This is a genomic window from Methylobacterium sp. HMF5984, assembly GCF_045033435.1.
Lineage (GTDB): Bacteria > Pseudomonadota > Alphaproteobacteria > Rhizobiales > Beijerinckiaceae > Methylobacterium.
In genome coordinates this window covers 217,171-230,953 of record NZ_JBJFLN010000001.1, presented here as the reverse complement: position 1 = coordinate 230,953, position 13,783 = coordinate 217,171, and the positions used below count along the sequence as shown (strand labels likewise).

Annotated in this window: 14 protein-coding genes; 4 read left to right on the top strand and 10 right to left on the bottom strand. The window is 74.2% G+C overall.

Annotated elements, in window-relative coordinates:
* Positions 1-386 precede the first annotated feature (386 nt).
* The 5 genes from ACFZ8E_RS01115 to ACFZ8E_RS01095 all read right to left on the bottom strand — a co-directional run bounded on the left by ACFZ8E_RS01115 (position 387) and on the right by ACFZ8E_RS01095 (position 3,427).
* Positions 387-1,541, bottom strand: coding sequence for an endo-1,4-beta-xylanase (locus ACFZ8E_RS01115; protein ID WP_243947431.1), 1,155 nt, complete (start codon positions 1,539-1,541; stop codon positions 387-389).
* A gap of 62 nt (positions 1,542-1,603) precedes the next feature.
* Positions 1,604-1,924, bottom strand: a complete 321-nt coding sequence (locus ACFZ8E_RS01110) for a nitrile hydratase accessory protein (RefSeq protein ID WP_147860278.1) — start codon at positions 1,922-1,924, stop codon at positions 1,604-1,606.
* Positions 1,921-2,586: a nitrile hydratase subunit beta gene (gene nthB, locus ACFZ8E_RS01105; protein ID WP_147729730.1), complete on the bottom strand. Its 666-nt coding sequence runs from the start codon at positions 2,584-2,586 to the stop codon at positions 1,921-1,923. Before nthB ends, ACFZ8E_RS01110 begins: the two co-directional genes overlap by 4 nt.
* The gene (gene nthA / locus ACFZ8E_RS01100) at positions 2,583-3,224 is read right to left on the bottom strand and encodes a nitrile hydratase subunit alpha (protein ID WP_147844570.1); all 642 of its coding nucleotides are present in this window, start codon (positions 3,222-3,224) and stop codon (positions 2,583-2,585) included. The genes nthB and nthA overlap by 4 nt, the downstream gene beginning before the upstream one ends.
* Before the next feature lie 17 nt (positions 3,225-3,241).
* Positions 3,242-3,427 carry a hypothetical protein gene (locus ACFZ8E_RS01095; protein WP_147729728.1) on the bottom strand — a complete coding sequence of 62 codons (186 nt, stop codon included), beginning with the start codon at positions 3,425-3,427 and terminating at the stop codon, positions 3,242-3,244.
* Between the two features lie 429 nt (positions 3,428-3,856).
* On the opposite strand from ACFZ8E_RS01095, the gene ACFZ8E_RS01090 reads away from it, so the two are divergent.
* Entirely contained in the window at positions 3,857-4,189 is a 333-nt protein-coding gene (locus ACFZ8E_RS01090) for a hypothetical protein (protein ID WP_243947429.1), read from the top strand.
* A gap of 237 nt (positions 4,190-4,426) precedes the next feature.
* On the opposite strand, the gene ACFZ8E_RS01085 is transcribed toward ACFZ8E_RS01090, so the two are convergent.
* On the bottom strand, positions 4,427-6,115 hold the full coding sequence (locus tag ACFZ8E_RS01085) for a methyl-accepting chemotaxis protein (protein ID WP_405041738.1): 1,689 nt from the start codon (positions 6,113-6,115) through the stop codon (positions 4,427-4,429).
* Positions 6,116-6,536: 421 nt separating this feature from the next.
* Between ACFZ8E_RS01085 and ACFZ8E_RS01080 the strand changes: the two genes are divergently transcribed.
* Both ACFZ8E_RS01080 and ACFZ8E_RS01075 read left to right on the top strand, forming a co-directional pair.
* Positions 6,537-7,034, top strand: a complete 498-nt coding sequence (locus tag ACFZ8E_RS01080) for an Hsp20 family protein (RefSeq protein WP_243947426.1) — start codon at positions 6,537-6,539, stop codon at positions 7,032-7,034.
* Positions 7,035-7,154: 120 nt separating this feature from the next.
* The gene (locus ACFZ8E_RS01075) at positions 7,155-7,679 is read left to right on the top strand and encodes a hypothetical protein (protein WP_405041737.1); all 525 of its coding nucleotides are present in this window, start codon (positions 7,155-7,157) and stop codon (positions 7,677-7,679) included.
* Between the two features lie 46 nt (positions 7,680-7,725).
* On the opposite strand, the gene ACFZ8E_RS01070 is transcribed toward ACFZ8E_RS01075, so the two are convergent.
* Positions 7,726-8,565 (bottom strand): SDR family NAD(P)-dependent oxidoreductase, encoded by an 840-nt coding sequence (locus tag ACFZ8E_RS01070; RefSeq protein ID WP_147844730.1) that lies wholly within the window; start codon positions 8,563-8,565, stop codon positions 7,726-7,728.
* Positions 8,566-8,703: 138 nt separating this feature from the next.
* Here ACFZ8E_RS01070 and ACFZ8E_RS01065 point away from each other — a divergent pair, with 138 nt between their 5' ends.
* Complete coding sequence (locus ACFZ8E_RS01065; RefSeq protein WP_405041736.1) at positions 8,704-10,212, top strand: serine protease; 1,509 nt, start codon at positions 8,704-8,706, stop codon at positions 10,210-10,212.
* A gap of 151 nt (positions 10,213-10,363) precedes the next feature.
* Here ACFZ8E_RS01065 and ACFZ8E_RS01060 read toward each other — a convergent pair whose 3' ends face one another.
* From ACFZ8E_RS01060 to ACFZ8E_RS01050, 3 genes are all read right to left on the bottom strand, one after another.
* On the bottom strand, positions 10,364-10,519 hold the full coding sequence (locus tag ACFZ8E_RS01060) for a DUF3309 domain-containing protein (RefSeq protein WP_147729453.1): 156 nt from the start codon (positions 10,517-10,519) through the stop codon (positions 10,364-10,366).
* 113 nt (positions 10,520-10,632) lie between these two features.
* Positions 10,633-11,691 (bottom strand): cysteine synthase A, encoded by a 1,059-nt coding sequence (locus tag ACFZ8E_RS01055; RefSeq protein ID WP_243938748.1) that lies wholly within the window; start codon positions 11,689-11,691, stop codon positions 10,633-10,635.
* A gap of 94 nt (positions 11,692-11,785) precedes the next feature.
* Positions 11,786-13,783: a PAS domain S-box protein gene (locus tag ACFZ8E_RS01050; RefSeq protein WP_405041735.1), complete on the bottom strand. Its 1,998-nt coding sequence runs from the start codon at positions 13,781-13,783 to the stop codon at positions 11,786-11,788.

Sequence of the window (13,783 nt, the reverse complement as noted above, 5' to 3'; positions counted from 1 at the left end):
TCGGGCGAGACAGGATGCCTAGCAGATCCGCCGCCCGGGGAACGGTCCCGCCAGCGGATTTCGGGCGATGCCGGCCGCCCCGCCCGTCACGCTTTCGTGTCGGGCGCGTCGCCGGAACGGGGGCATGCTTGTCCGATCGGCCGGGCGAGCGACGCCAGGCGGAAGCGGATGCCGGAGCCGTCGCTCGGCGGCATCCGGACGCACGCCGAGGTGCTGCGGAGCCCGATCCCGGCCAAGGGCGGCGAGACCAAGCCGGAGCATTGCCCGGAGCATCGCATGGGCATGGAAGGCCTCGTCGCGGAGGCGCGGAAGCACGGCATCGAGGAGGCGCCGCGCGACGGCAAGCTGCGCGACGTCAAGATCCTGGCCCCTGGGCCCGAGGGGCGCTACCGCAGCTTCGCCCGCGCCGCCGCATGGTCCGGCGCCTGGGCGAACACCGCCCGCATCGCGTGCCAGAGCGGCTTGCGCCCAAACTGCGCATCGAGCGGCAGCGCGCGCTGGGGCAGGCCGTCGGGGCGCTTGCGGTAGGGGTGGTCGTTGAGCCACGTGTCGGGGTCGTAGAGGTCCCACGACATCACGGTCAGCACCGCGGGCTCGGCCGCCACGACCTCGAGATAGGATCTGGCGAGGTCGGCGACCTTGCGGTCGCGGGTGGCGATGTCGGCCGGGAACGCCCGGTCGTCGATGTCGAACTCGGTGATCTCGATGCCGAGCCCCATCCTGCCGATCTCCGCGAGGAAGCGCCGAAGCTGGCCCTGGTCGATCGGCACCGTGCTGGTGATGTGCGATTGCAGGCCGAAGCGGCGGATCGGCACGCCGCGCGCTAGCATCCCTTCCAGGCGCTTGAGCACGCGGGTGCGGCGCGCCTCCATCCACGGCACGCCCTGCTCGACCGCGTCCTCGTTCCAGCAGCCGGCCGCCGTCGGGTCGACCTCGTGCAGGATGCGGAAGGCGAGGTCGACGTAACCGGGGCCGAGCGCGGTGAGCCACGGGCTCTCGCGCAGGCCCTCTGGGCCGCCGCCGTCCGGCGACAGCACTTCGTTGACCACGTCCCAGGAGGCGATCTGCCCGCGGTAGCGGCCGGCCACGGTCTCGATCCAGCGGCGCAGAAAGTCCTCGGCCTGGGGGGCGGCGGCCCGCGCCAGCAGCGGGCGCACCCAGGGCGGCAGCGCCTCGTGCCAGACCAGCGTATGCCCGCGCATGCGCTGGCCGTTGCCGCGGGCAAAGCGCACCAGGGCGTCGGCTTGCGCGAAATCGGTCTTGCCGGGCTCGGGCCGCACCACCTCCATCTTCATCTCGGTGCCGCAGACCAGCATCCCGGCCTCGCGCGCCACCGCCTGCCGGTAGGCGGGATCGCGCGCGAAGCGGAAGCCGGGCACCTCGGTGCCGTAGGTCAGCCCGGTGCGGGCGGCCGCCGCCTGCAGGCTGTCGGCCGACCACGACGGCCGGCCCGGCGGCCCGAACGGCGCGGGCGCGGCGCGGACGGGCGCGGCCAGGGCGCAGGCGGCGCCGGCGAGGAGGGTGCGGCGGGTGGGGATCATGGCCTCCCCTCGCGGGGCGGGCGCAGGAAGCGCACCACGGTCGCGGTCGTCCTCCTGCGGCGTCATCGCCGGAACAGCGGGTCGTTCTCCAGCACGATCGGCAGGCCGTGCGGGGTCGCCTCCGCGGCGCGGAGGAAGGCGTCGCGGCGGGCGTCGAGGGCGGGGCCGTCGGCGATGCCGCGGGCGGCGAGGATCGTCTCCAGGGCGGCGAGCCAGCGGCCGTAATCGGCCGGCGCCTCCGGGCCGTCGGCCGGGCGGATCGCGGCGCCGAGCGCGTCGGCCCACTCGGCCCCGGTGAACAGCCCCGAATCCTGCAGCGCGACCACCATCGCGAAGACCTGCGCCTCCCAGGGTGCCGAGAACGGGGCGACGGGCTCGCTCATGCGGCGCCGCCCGCGATGTAGCGCTCGAACACCGCGACGGTGACGCGCCCGTTCGGGTCGGCATCCTCGCCCCAGAGCTCGGCGGCCGGGAAGGCCACGGTGTAGAGCCAGTCCGGGTTCTCGCCCTGCCCGCAGGCGTTGGTGTCGGGCAGGACGAAGGCGCCGTGGACGCGCAGCACGGTGCCGCTTTTGGCCCGGACGTAGCGCGGCAGGCGGGTGTGGGTCGGCGGGTGGATGTTGCGCATCGTCACCGCGTCGCCGACCGCGAAGCGCGCCGGCGCGGGCGCGGGCCGGTCGCTCGGGAAGCCGGCGCGGTAGCGCGGCTCCAGGATGTCGGCGGTGAGCACCCGCGCCACCGGCGCCGGATCGGGATCGGCGACGCCGCGGGCGATCTCCTCCGGCCGCGCGAGGCCGTGGGCGGCGAGCTGGCGCTCGAGGGCGTCGAGCCAGATCGCGTAGTAGCTGGCGCGCAGGTAGTCGGCCGGCGGCATCGACTCGCGGGCGGCGCGGCTGCCGTCGAGGGTCCAGGCACCGGTGAAGCCCATCGCCATGGCGAGCGCGAAGACGCGCTTCTCCCAATCGGCGTGGAACACCGGCTCGTTCGGCTCGGGAGCGACCGGGCCGAGGCCGTGCATCCCGCCGAGGTCCTGGCCGCCGTTCATGCCGGGACGCCCGGCAGGCCGGTGCCGATCATCGCGTCGCGGGTGACGAGGCCGGCGAGGCGGCGCTCGTCGAAGGCCTCGGTGCCGGCGGGCCGCATCGGCAGCACCATGTAGCGCAGTTCGGCGGTCGAATCCCACACGGTGATCCGCGTCGTCTCGGGCAGGCGCACTCCGAACTCGGCGAGCACGCCGCGCGGGTCGATCACGGCGCGGGCGCGATAGGGCGGCGCCTTGTACCAGACCGGCGGCAGGCCGAGCACCGGCCAGGGGTAGCAGGAGCACAGGGTGCAGACGACGAGGTTGTGCGCGTCCGGCGTGTTCTCGACCACCACCATGTGCTCGCCGCCGCGCCCGCCGATCCCGAGCTCGGCGATCGCCGGCGTGGCGTCGGCCAGCAGCCGCGCGCGATAGGCCGGATCGACCCAGGCGCGGGCCACCACCTGCGCCCCGAGATGGGGCCCGACCCGGGTCTCGTAGCGCTCGACCAGCGCGTCGAGCGCCGCCGGCTCGACGTAGCCCTTCTGCACCAGGATCGATTCCAGCGCCCGCACCCGCGCCTCGACGGGGGACAGCGCGCCGTGGTCGTGCCCGTGCTGGTGCCCGTGGTCGTGATCCGGGTCGTCGTGACGATGGGCCATCCGCGCCGCCGCCCGCCTCAGGCCAGGTCGAGCGAGCGCTCGAAGGCGGCCGCGTTCGAGGCGTGGCCCTTCGGGTCGGTCACGACGATGTCCTTGAAGCCGCGCCGGGCCAGCTCCCAGGTCTTCTCCAGGGCCTGGTCGGCGGTCCCGCACGCGAACGTCGCGGGGCGCCCCGCATGGTCGTTCGCCTTCACAGTGTACACGGCACGTCCTCCCGATCGCTCGAATCGACCATACCCGGATGTGGCGTCGGCCGCGAGGATCGGGAAGGGGTTCGGTGAATCGGGTGCAGCGCGGCGCGGATTTTGCCCGCCGCGGAACGCGCCGGGCGGCAGCCGGACCCTCGGGCGGGGTGGACGGTCCGCGTCCGAACTTTGCGGAACCTCGGACGGTCCGCCGACCGGTAGCCCGGCACGTCAGGCCGGGTCGGGCGGAAAGCAGCCGTCGCGATGACGTTGCTATGCGTTCGGGGTAGAAGCACTGTGATACATCCCCTTTCGAACTCCCGGGCGTGGTCGGCCGCTTTGATCCTTGCGTGGCTGAGCCTTCTGATATCGTCGGCTCTCCCCTCTAAATCGGAGGCATCGTCCTATCGTCTCAAGCATCTGTTCTACGGATGCTGGACCCGTAAGGTGACGCATCCCGAACGCTCGCGCTGGCAGACCTCATTCTCGACGTGGTGCTTCGAACACGGTCGAATGCTCGGCGGCTTGACGTTCGATGCAGGCGACGGCTGGGACTACTGCGAACGCTGGCATCTGCACGGACAGCGGCTCGCGGTTTCTGGTACCCATGACGACGACAGGGCTTGCCTCTACGCCTTCTCGGAGGACCGACAGACGCTGATCCTGCGCGATTGTGCGGCGGCCGGGGATTGGCGGCGGGACGACCCGGCGACCGAGGCCCGTAGGGGCGATCGGACATGCCGGACGCAGGGGCGTCCTGAGCCCGAAAAACAACCGTAGAGCTTGATCGGTTTCGCGTCCGCTTCGGGCGGCACCGGGCCGTCCGCCTCGAGGCGAGTGGTCGGGGCCCGCTTCCCTCCCACACCGGCCATGGGCCAAACGGGCGCACATCGTCGTCTGCACGCTAGGCGCCATCGCTCGCGCCACCGGAGCGCCACCGGCCCGGGCTCGGCCGCGCTCGGGCCCGGGCGTCGCGCCCCGAGGCCCCGCCCGGAGGGGCGCCGCGGGGCCGGGCGGTCAGGCGGCGCGGACCGTCGCCAGGAAGCGGGCGACCTCCGCGGTCAGGTGCTCGGACTGGCGCGACAGCTCGGAGGCGGAGGCGAGCACCTGGCTGGCGGCCGCCCCGGTGTCCTCGGACGCGCGCGCCACGCCCGCGATGTTGCTCGTCACCTCGTTCGTCCCGCTGGACGCCTGCCCGACGTTGCGCACGATCTCCTGCGTGGCCGCGCCCTGCTGCTCGACGGCGGCCGCGATCGTCGTCGCCACCATGTCGATCTCGCGGATGCGCGCCGCGATCGAGCCGATCGCGTGCACGGCCTGCCCTGTGGCGCCCTGAATCTGGCCGATCTGGTCCGAGATTTCCTGCGTGGCCCGCGCGGTCTGGGCGGCGAGCTCCTTCACCTCGACGGCGACCACCGCGAAGCCGCGGCCGGCCTCCCCGGCCCGCGCCGCCTCGATCGTCGCGTTGAGCGCCAGCAGGTTGGTCTGGCTCGCGATGTTGGAGATCAGGCCGATCACGTCGCCGATCTTCCCGGCCGCGGCGCTGAGGTCCTGCACCAGGGCGGCGGTGTCGTCGGCCTCGGCGACGGCGCGCTGCGCTAGGTCGGCCGATCCCGAGACCTGCCGGCCGATCTCCTGGACCGAGGCGCCGAGCTCCTCGGCGGCGGCGGCCACGGTGTTGACGTTGACGGCCGCCTCCTCGGCGGCGGCGGCCACCGTCGTCGACTGGCTGGCGGTCCCGGCCGCCGTGGCCGTCATGGTCCGGGCGGTGGCCTGCAGCGCGCCGGCCGAGGACGACACCCGCCCGACGATGCCGCCGACCGCCTGCTCGAACCCGTCGGCCATCTGGCGCATGCCGGCCTTGCGCTGCTCCTCGGCCGAGGCGCGGGCGAGCGCCGTCTCGGCCTCCAGCGCCTGGGTGCGGATCAGGGTATCCTTGAAGACCTGGACGGCGCCCGCGATCGCCCCGACCTCGTCGCGGCGGTCCCGGAACGGGATTTCGGCGCCGGTGTCGCCGCGCGCGAGGCGGCCCATCAGGTCGGTGATCGCCCGGATCGGGCGCGAGACCGCCCAGTTCACCAGGAGCGCGCCCATGGCGGCGGCGGCGAGCATGGCGAGGAGCCCGACGAGGACGGCCTGACGCGAGCCGGCGCCGGCGGCCTCGGCGATCCGCGCCCGGTCGTCGAGCAGGCTCCGCTCGATCGTCGCGATCTCGGCGGCCTTCAGGCGCAGCCGGTCCATCGCCGCCTTGCCGGCGCCGGAGATCGCGAGCTGCCGCGCCTGGCCGCGCGTCGGCTCGTCGCGCATCAGCGCGATCTCGCGCTCGGCGATTCCGTCGTGCCAGGCCTGGGCGTCCTGGTCGAGCGCGCCCAGGCGCTGCAGCTGCGCCGGGTTGTCGGAGACCAGCGCGCGGATCCGGGCGAGGGCATCGGCGTAGGCCTTGGTGCCGGCCCGGTAGGGCTCGAGGAAGTTCGGCTCGGCGCTCAGCAGGTACCCGCGCAGGCTGGTCTCCTGGTTGACCATGGCGGTGGTCAGCGCCTCGACCTGCTCCAGGACCCGGTAGGTGTGATCGCGCCACCGTTGCGCCTCCTCGACGGAGCCGAGGCCGCGCCAGCTCACCAGCGCGGCGAGGCCGGCCGCGCCGATGATGACGGCGAAGACCAGCAGGAGCTTGGTCATCAGGCGTAGATCGACGACGGCACGCATTCGAAAGCCCCGGGATGACGGCGCAAGACCGAGTTTTTCCTCTCGGGCGCGGTGTTCATCCTCTACGCGGCAAGCGGTTAAGCCCCCGCTACCGACGAAGTGTTGCACGCACGCCGAAGCGGCCGCGCGAATACGGATGCCGTCACCTGCTATAACCTTACGGTTGCATCGGGGGAAGCGCGGGCCGGCGACCCCGACCCGCCGTCCCGCGGCTCGTCGGCGGGCCCGCGCGAGGCCCGGCGTTCGGGCCCCCTCCCCCGGCATCGCACGCCGGACGCCAGGAGAATTTTTCGGAGCCGGCCGGGAACCGGATCGCGGTGTTCGCATTTCCTGCGCGCGAGGCCGTTCGAAGGCTCGCCCACGGGCGCCGGAAGGCATCCGGCGACCCTTGTCATCACGTTGCTCCCAGGAGGATGTGGTCATGAGGACCCTTGATTTCGCACCGCTCTACCGATCCACCGTCGGCTTCGACCGCCTGTTCGCGATGCTGGACCGAGCCGCGCAGGCCGAGGCGTCGTCGACCTGGCCGCCCTACGACATCGAGCGGGTGGCCGACGACGCCTATCGCATCACCATGGCCGTCGCCGGCTTCGCGCCCGGCGAGATCGAGCTGACGCAGCACGGCGCCAGCCTTCTGGTCGCCGGCCGGCGAAAGGCGGCCGAGGACGAGCGCCGGATCCTGCATCGCGGCATCGCCACCCGCACGTTCCGCCAGACCTTCGAGCTGGCCGACCACGTGACGGTCGTCGGCGCGAGCCTCGAGCACGGCCTGCTCACCGTGACCCTCAAGCGCGAGGTGCCCGAGGCCCTCAAGCCGCGGCGCATCCCGATCGGCGGGACGGTGCCCGCCGTGAGCCGGGACGCGGTCAGCCAGGACGACGCGCCGAGCCGGATCGAGACCGGGCGCAAGGCGGCCTGAGCCCCCGGCGCGCGCCTCGATTTCGACGGCCGTGAACCTTGCCGCGCGGGCCTGCGGGCCCGCGCGGGGGGCTCCGGCCCGTACGTCCATCCCATCGCGCAGCAGGAAGGAGGATCATCGATGAGGGAGACGCAGCTGTTCCGTTCCGGCGCCATGAATCCCGGTTCCGGCGCCATGAACCCCGATGGCGCGCATGATTGCGGCGGCGCCCATCCGGCCTCGTTCGAGGCCTGGCAGGCGCTCGTCGCCCCCGGCGACGTGTTCCGCCACCCGCGGGAGGTCCTGGCCCACCCCGCGCTCTCACGGGCGGACAAGCGCGCGATCCTGGCGTCCTGGGCGTCGGATGCCTGCGTGCTCGCGGATTCGCCCGGCATGCGGTGCCTCGTCGGCAGCCGGGCCGAGCCGGTCTCGGTCGACGCCGTCCTCGCGGCGCTGGGCGAGCTCGACCGGGCGGTCCGCCGGGCAGGCCCGGCTCGGACGAGGCGCGCCGCGCCACGCCGCTTGCGCCGCCTCGCGGACCTGCACACGTATGTCCGTCCGAAGCGGCGCGACGACGACGACGATCCGCCGCCCTGCCCGGCGAGCGTCATGCCGCGCCCGAAGACGCCCCCGAGCACGGCGCTGGCCGCCGCCATCCCGGCCTGAGGGCCGGGCCGCGCGGAGGATGCGCCGGGGCGCGCCGGCCCGGGCCCTACCCGTCCATCGCCCGCCGGAACGCCTCGGAATGATCCGGGTGCCAGCGCGAGAGTGCCGGGCGGTTCTCGATGATGTCGCCGGCCGCCCACGCGATCCGGCGCTCGTCCTGGGCGCGGGTGGTCTCGTTGTCGGGGCAGAGGATGTAGAAGTCGCCTTGCGCCATCCGCTCCAGCAGGAAGGCCACCGTCTCGTCGGGCGTCCAGGCGCCGGGCGGCTTCTCGGCGACGCCGCGGGCCCTGGCCAGCCCGGTATAGACGAAGCCCGGGATCAGCAGGTGCGCCGAGATGCGGCAGCCGTCGCGGCCGCGCAGGTCGTGCGCGAGCGCCTCGGTCGCCGCCTTCACGCCCGCCTTCGAGACGTTGTAGGGCGTGTTGCCCGGCGGCGTGGTGATGCCCTGCTTCGAGCCGGTGACGATCACGGCGCCGGGTTTCTGGCCCGCGATCATCGCCGGCGCGAAGGCGTGGATGCCGTTGATCACCCCCCACAGGTTGGTGTCGAGGATCCTGCGCCAGGTCGCCTCCTCGGAGAACAGCGTGCCGCCCGCCTCGATGCCGGCGTTGAGCATCACCAGGGCGGGCGGGCCCCCGGCGGCGACGGCCTGCGCGAACGCCTCCATCGCCGGGCGCTGACCGACGTCGAGGGCGAAGGCGCGCACCTCCACGGCGGCGAGCCTCGCCACCGCGGCGCGGGCGGATTCGAGCGCCTCGCCCGGCAGGTCGGCGAGCCACACGTTCATGCCGGCCCGCGCGAAGGCCTGCGCCGCCGCGAGCCCGATGCCGCTGGCCGCCCCGGTGACGACGGCCGTCCGGCCGGGTTCGATCGCTGGGTGGGTCATCGGCGCCTCTCGCTGCTTTCGCGTCGCGGTGAGGGTGGGGCGGCGGCCGGGATTGTCGAGGGCGCGGCGCCCCGCCCTGGCCTTCGGCCGCCGCCTCTGCCACCGTCCGGCACGCTCACGCTTCCGGGAATCGCCCGCATGCCCGCCCGCGCCACAGGCCGACCGCGCGTCCCCCCGCTCCGCGACCGGGCTCCCGCCCCCGCGCGCGGGCCGGCCTCCGCCTGCGATCCGGCCCGCGGCGTGATCCTCGCCCTCGCCCTGACGCTGGCCGCCGCCGCCTCCGCCGCCGCGCAGGCGCCGAAACCGCAGCCGCCGCGCCCGCCCGCCGCCGCGCCGGACCCGGCCTTCGAGGCGATGCGGGCCGGGTTCGAGGCCCTGCCGGAAGCCGAGCGCAAGGCGCTGCAGGACGCGCTGGTCTGGACCGGCGACTACAACAGCGTCGTCAACGGCGCCTTCGGCCGGCGGACCTTCGAGGCGCTGAGCGCCGCCCGCGCCCGCACCGACGCCGGCGACCCCCTCGATCCGCGCAGCCGCGCCGCGATCCTGGCGGCGGGCGAGGCGGCGCGGAAGGCCGTGCGCTTCACCGTGCAGGCCGATCCCGCCAGCGGCGCGGCGCTCGGCGTGCCCGAGCGGATGCTGCCCAAGCGCAGCGCGGTCCCCGGCGGAACCCGCTGGCAGAGCGCCGACGGGCGCCTGACCCTGGAGAGCCGGTCGTTTCCCGCCGGCGGCACCGACCTCGACGCGCTGTTCACCCGCGCGACCGCGCCGCTCGCCGACCGCAAGGTGACGTACAAGCTCAAGCGGCCGGACTTCATCGTCGTCACCGGCGAGACCGCCTCGGGGCGCTCGTACGTGCGCTACGCCGCCGGGCCGGAGGGCATCCGCGGCTTCGCCATCGGCTACGAGGCGGCGCAGGCGGGCGAGATCGACCGCCTCGTCATCGCCATCGCCAACAGCTTCGTGCCGTTTCCCGGGACGCGGGGCGAGGCGCCCCGGATCGCGACCGCGCCGGCCGCCGCGCCACCGGCGTCGGGCGCTCCGCAGAGCTCGGGTGGTCCGCAGGTCGCCTCGGCCCCGAACGTCGTCGGCACCGGCCTCGTCGTGGCGCCGGGGCGGGTGCTGACCGCGTCGGCGGTGCTGGAGGCATGCCCGGCCCCGCGGATCGGGAGCGCCCCGGCCAGGGTGTTGCGCAGCGAGCGCGGCCTGGCGCTGCTGGAGGCCGCCGGGCTGCCGGCGCCGCGCCTGCCGGGCATCGTCGGAGCGTCGGCGTCCGAGGATCGCGTCGTGGTCGCGGCGCAGGAGGCGCGCGAGGGAGCGGGCGGGGATGCGGGCGTGTCGGTCGCGCCGGGCGCGATGGTGGGCGCGGCGCGGGTGACGGCGCCGTTGCAGCCCGGGTCGGCCGGCGCGCCGGTGCTCGACCGGGCGGGCGGCCTCGCGGGGCTCGTGGCGTCCTATCCGGCGGCGCCGCGGCTGATCGCGGGCGTGATGCCGCCGGCGAGCTTCCCGGTGATCCCGGGGACGGTCGTGGCCGCCGTCCTGGGCGAGGCCGGCATCGCGACGCGGCCGTCGACCGCCGGTGCCGGCAGCGTCGGCGCCGCCGCCTCTGCGGTCGGCGGCGCCGTGATTGGGATCGTCTGCGCCCGCTAGAGCGGTTTCGAGCGCGGTGGATCCCGGCTCGCGTGAAGAAGATCAGACCTCACGGAAAACAGAGCCCCCTCCGCGATCCGCAGATCGCGAAGGGGGCGTCGGGAGCCGGTCCCCGATCGCGGATCGCGGAACCGGCCCCCCGCGTCCGGCGTCAGAGCCGGCCGGTGACCAGCAGCACGATCAGGACGATGATCAGGATGCCGCCGAGGCCGAAGCCCGGGCCGCGATAGGCGCCGCCGCCGAGGAAGCCGCCACCACCGAAGGCGAGAATGATCAGGATGATGAGCAGAATGGTGACGAGCGACATGGAAGAAAGTCTCCGCGGGAGCGCACGGGTCGTGAGCTTGACCGTTCAAACGCCGCGACAATCCGTTCCGTTCAAATAATTCGCACGCAAACGTGACGGACGGTTTTGCCGGCTCAAGCGTGCCAGTCCGGCAGCGGCGCGCCGGCTTCGTCCAGCCAGTCCGGCGTCGGCAGGCCGCGCTCGCGCAGGAAGGCGGGGTTGAACAGTTTCGAGGCATAGCGCGCCGCCCCGTCGCAGAGGATCGTCGCGATGGTGTGGCCGGGGCCGAGCACCCGCGCCAGCCGGATCGCGCCGGCGACGTTGATGCCGGACGAGCCGCCGAGCGACAGCCCCTCCTCCCGCATCAGCCCGAACACGATGTCGAGCGCCTCCGCGTCGGGGATGCGGAAGGCGTGGTCGGGCGCGAAGCCCTCGAGGTTCCGGGTGATCCGCCCCTGGCCGATGCCCTCGGTGATCGACGAGCCCTCGGCCTTGAGCGTCCCGGCGGTGTAGTGCGCGTAGAGCGCCGAGCCCTCGGGGTCGGCGAGCGCGATCGCGACCTCGGGGTTGCGCGCCCGCAGGGCGAGCGCCGTCCCGGCGAGCGTGCCCCCGGTGCCGGCGGCGCAGACGAAGCCGTCGAGGGTGCCGCCGGTCTGGTCCCAGATCTCGGGGCCGGTGTGCCGCTCGTGCGCGCCGCGGTTGGCGACGTTGTCGAACTGGTCGGCGAAGAACGCGCCGGCGGGCTCGGTGGCCGCGAGCCGCTCGGCGAGGCGGCGCGCCACGTGGACGTAGTTGTTCGGGTTGGCGTACGGCACCGCCGGCACCTCGACGAGGCGGGCGCCGGCGAGCCGCAGGGTCTGCTTCTTCTCCTCCGACTGGGTGACCGGGATGACGATCACCGTGCGGTAGCCGCGCACGGAGGCCACCAGCGCCAGCCCGATCCCGGTGTTGCCCGCCGTGCCCTCGACGATGGTGCCGCCCGGCCGGATCAGCCCGCGCGCCTCGGCGTCCTCGACGATCGCGCGCGCCGCCCGGTCCTTCACCGAGAGGCCGGGATTGAGGAACTCGGCCTTGCCGAGGATGGTGCAGCCGGTCTCCTCCGACGCCCGGCGCAGCCGGATCAGCGGCGTGCCGCCGATCGCCGCCAGCACGTCGGGGCGGGTGCCCCGCTCCGGATCCGTCGCCACGCCCATGCCGGTGCCTCCGCATCGCGCGCCTCCCGGGGCGCCGCCCTCCGCGATAGATCAGAAGGCGGCCCATCGGAAGCCGGGGGCGGCGCCCCGGCGATCAGGCCGGGCGCGGCGCCTCGATCATCGCGCGGACGCGCTCGGCCATGGCGTCGACGGAGAACGGCTTGGTCACCACCGCCATGCCGGGGGCCATGTGGCCTTCGCCGAGCGCGGCGTTCTCGGCGTAGCCGGTGATGAACAGCACCTTCAAGTCGGGCCGGCGGGCGCGGCCGGCATCGGCCATCTGGCGCCCGTTCATCCCGCCCGGCAGGCCGACATCGGTCACCAGCAGGTCGATGCGCACGTCCGATTGCAGCAGCTTGAGGCCAGCGGCGCTGTCGCTCGCCTCGATCGCGGTGTAGCCGAGATCCTCCAGGATGTCGGCGAGCAGCATCCGCACCGTCGGCTCGTCGTCGACCACCAGCACCGTCTCGCCCTGCCCGGAGCGCGGCCGCGCCGGGCCGGCCGCCACCTTGTCCTCGACCTCGGCGTCGCCGTGGTGGCGGGGCAGGAAGAGGCTCACGCGGGTGCCGGCCCCGACCTCAGAGCGGACCCGCACCTCCCCGCCCGACTGCTTGGCGAAGCCGTAGATCATCGAGAGCCCGAGGCCGGTGCCCGCCCCCATCGGCTTCGTCGTGAAGAACGGCTCGAACACCCGGGCGACCACCTCCGGCGGCATGCCGGTGCCGGTGTCGGCCACGCACAGCGCGAGGTATTGCCCCTCCGGCATGTCGTGCTGGCGGGCGGCGCGCGCGTCGAACCGCGCGTTGGTGGTCTCGACCGTGATGCGGCCGCCGTCCGGCATCGCGTCGCGGGCGTTGATGCACAGGTTCAGCAGCGCGTTCTCGAGCTGGGACGCGTCCACCAGGGCGGTCCACAGCCGCGCGCCGGCGGCGACCTCGACCGGGATGCCCGGGCCGACGGTGCGCTGGATCAGCTCGTGCATCCCCGCCACGAGGCGGTTCACGTCGGTGGGCCGGGGATCGAGGGTCTGCCGGCGCGAGAAGGCCAGCAGCCGGTGGGTCAGGGCCGCGGCGCGGCGCGCGGCGCCCTGGGCGGCGGCCATGTAGCGCGCGACGTCCTCGACCCGGCCCTGCCGCATCCGGGTCTGCATCATCTCCAGCGACCCGGCGATGCCCGCGAGCAGGTTGTTGAAGTCGTGCGCGAGGCCGCCGGTGAGCTGGCCCACCGCCTCCATCTTCTGCGACTGGCGCAGGGCGTCGGCCTGCTCCCGCTCGAGCGTGGTGTCGCGCCCCGAGGCGTAGACGCGGCCGTCCTCGAACGCGGCGGTCCAGGCGAACGACCGGTACGAGCCGTCCTTGTGGCGGAAGCGGTACTCGTACGGAACCGTGAGCGGCCGCTCCAGGATGGCGGCGAAGGCCGCCAGGGTCGCGGCGAGGTCGTCCGGGTGGATGTAGGCGGCAAACGACCGGCCGATCAGCTCGTCGTCGCGCCAGCCCAGCAGCTCGGTCCAGGTCGGGTTGACGCTCTCCAGGGTGCCGTCCGGCAGCGCCACGATCAGCAATTCCTGCGACAGCCGCCAGGCCCGGTCGCGCTGGGCCGTCCGCTCGGCGACCCGCGTCTCCAGGGTGAGGTTGAGGTCCCGCAGCGCGGCGGTGGCCTCGTCGGCGGCGCGCCGCGCCGCGAGCAGGTCGCGCTCGTAGCGCCGGCGCTCGGAGGCGTTGAACACGGTGATCCGGATGAAGCGGATCTCGCCCGCCTCGTCCCGGCGGACCACCGCGTTGACCAGCACCGGCAGCGTCTGGCCGTCCGCGCGCACGAGGTCGAGGGCGACCTCGTTGAAGAAGCCCTGCATCCGCAGCAGCGGCGCGAAATGGGTCTCGTAGTAGATCTTGCCGGCGATGGTCAGCAGGTCGAGGAAGCGGCGCCCGACGAGGTGGCCGGCCGGGTATCCGGTCCAGGTCGCCAGCGTCCGGTTGACCTTCGACAGGCGCCCGCTCGGCAGGGCCGAGGCGTAGCCGCAGGGCGCGTTCTCGAACAGGTCGGCGAGGTCGTCGGCCTCCTGCACCCCGGAGGTGGGCGTCGCCTCGTCCAC

Coding starts and splice junctions, on each gene's coding strand:
- ACFZ8E_RS01065 (WP_405041736.1), top strand. CDS start 8,704: ATGCCCGCCCGCGCCACAGGCCGACCGCGCGTCCCCCCGCTCCGCGAC.
- ACFZ8E_RS01060 (WP_147729453.1), bottom strand. CDS start 10,519: ATGTCGCTCGTCACCATTCTGCTCATCATCCTGATCATTCTCGCCTTC.
- ACFZ8E_RS01085 (WP_405041738.1), bottom strand. CDS start 6,115: ATGCGTGCCGTCGTCGATCTACGCCTGATGACCAAGCTCCTGCTGGTC.
- nthB (WP_147729730.1), bottom strand. CDS start 2,586: ATGAACGGCGGCCAGGACCTCGGCGGGATGCACGGCCTCGGCCCGGTC.
- ACFZ8E_RS01075 (WP_405041737.1), top strand. CDS start 7,155: ATGAGGGAGACGCAGCTGTTCCGTTCCGGCGCCATGAATCCCGGTTCC.
- ACFZ8E_RS01055 (WP_243938748.1), bottom strand. CDS start 11,691: ATGGGCGTGGCGACGGATCCGGAGCGGGGCACCCGCCCCGACGTGCTG.
- ACFZ8E_RS01070 (WP_147844730.1), bottom strand. CDS start 8,565: ATGACCCACCCAGCGATCGAACCCGGCCGGACGGCCGTCGTCACCGGG.
- nthA (WP_147844570.1), bottom strand. CDS start 3,224: ATGGCCCATCGTCACGACGACCCGGATCACGACCACGGGCACCAGCAC.
- ACFZ8E_RS01115 (WP_243947431.1), bottom strand. CDS start 1,541: ATGATCCCCACCCGCCGCACCCTCCTCGCCGGCGCCGCCTGCGCCCTG.
- ACFZ8E_RS01110 (WP_147860278.1), bottom strand. CDS start 1,924: ATGAGCGAGCCCGTCGCCCCGTTCTCGGCACCCTGGGAGGCGCAGGTC.
- ACFZ8E_RS01080 (WP_243947426.1), top strand. CDS start 6,537: ATGAGGACCCTTGATTTCGCACCGCTCTACCGATCCACCGTCGGCTTC.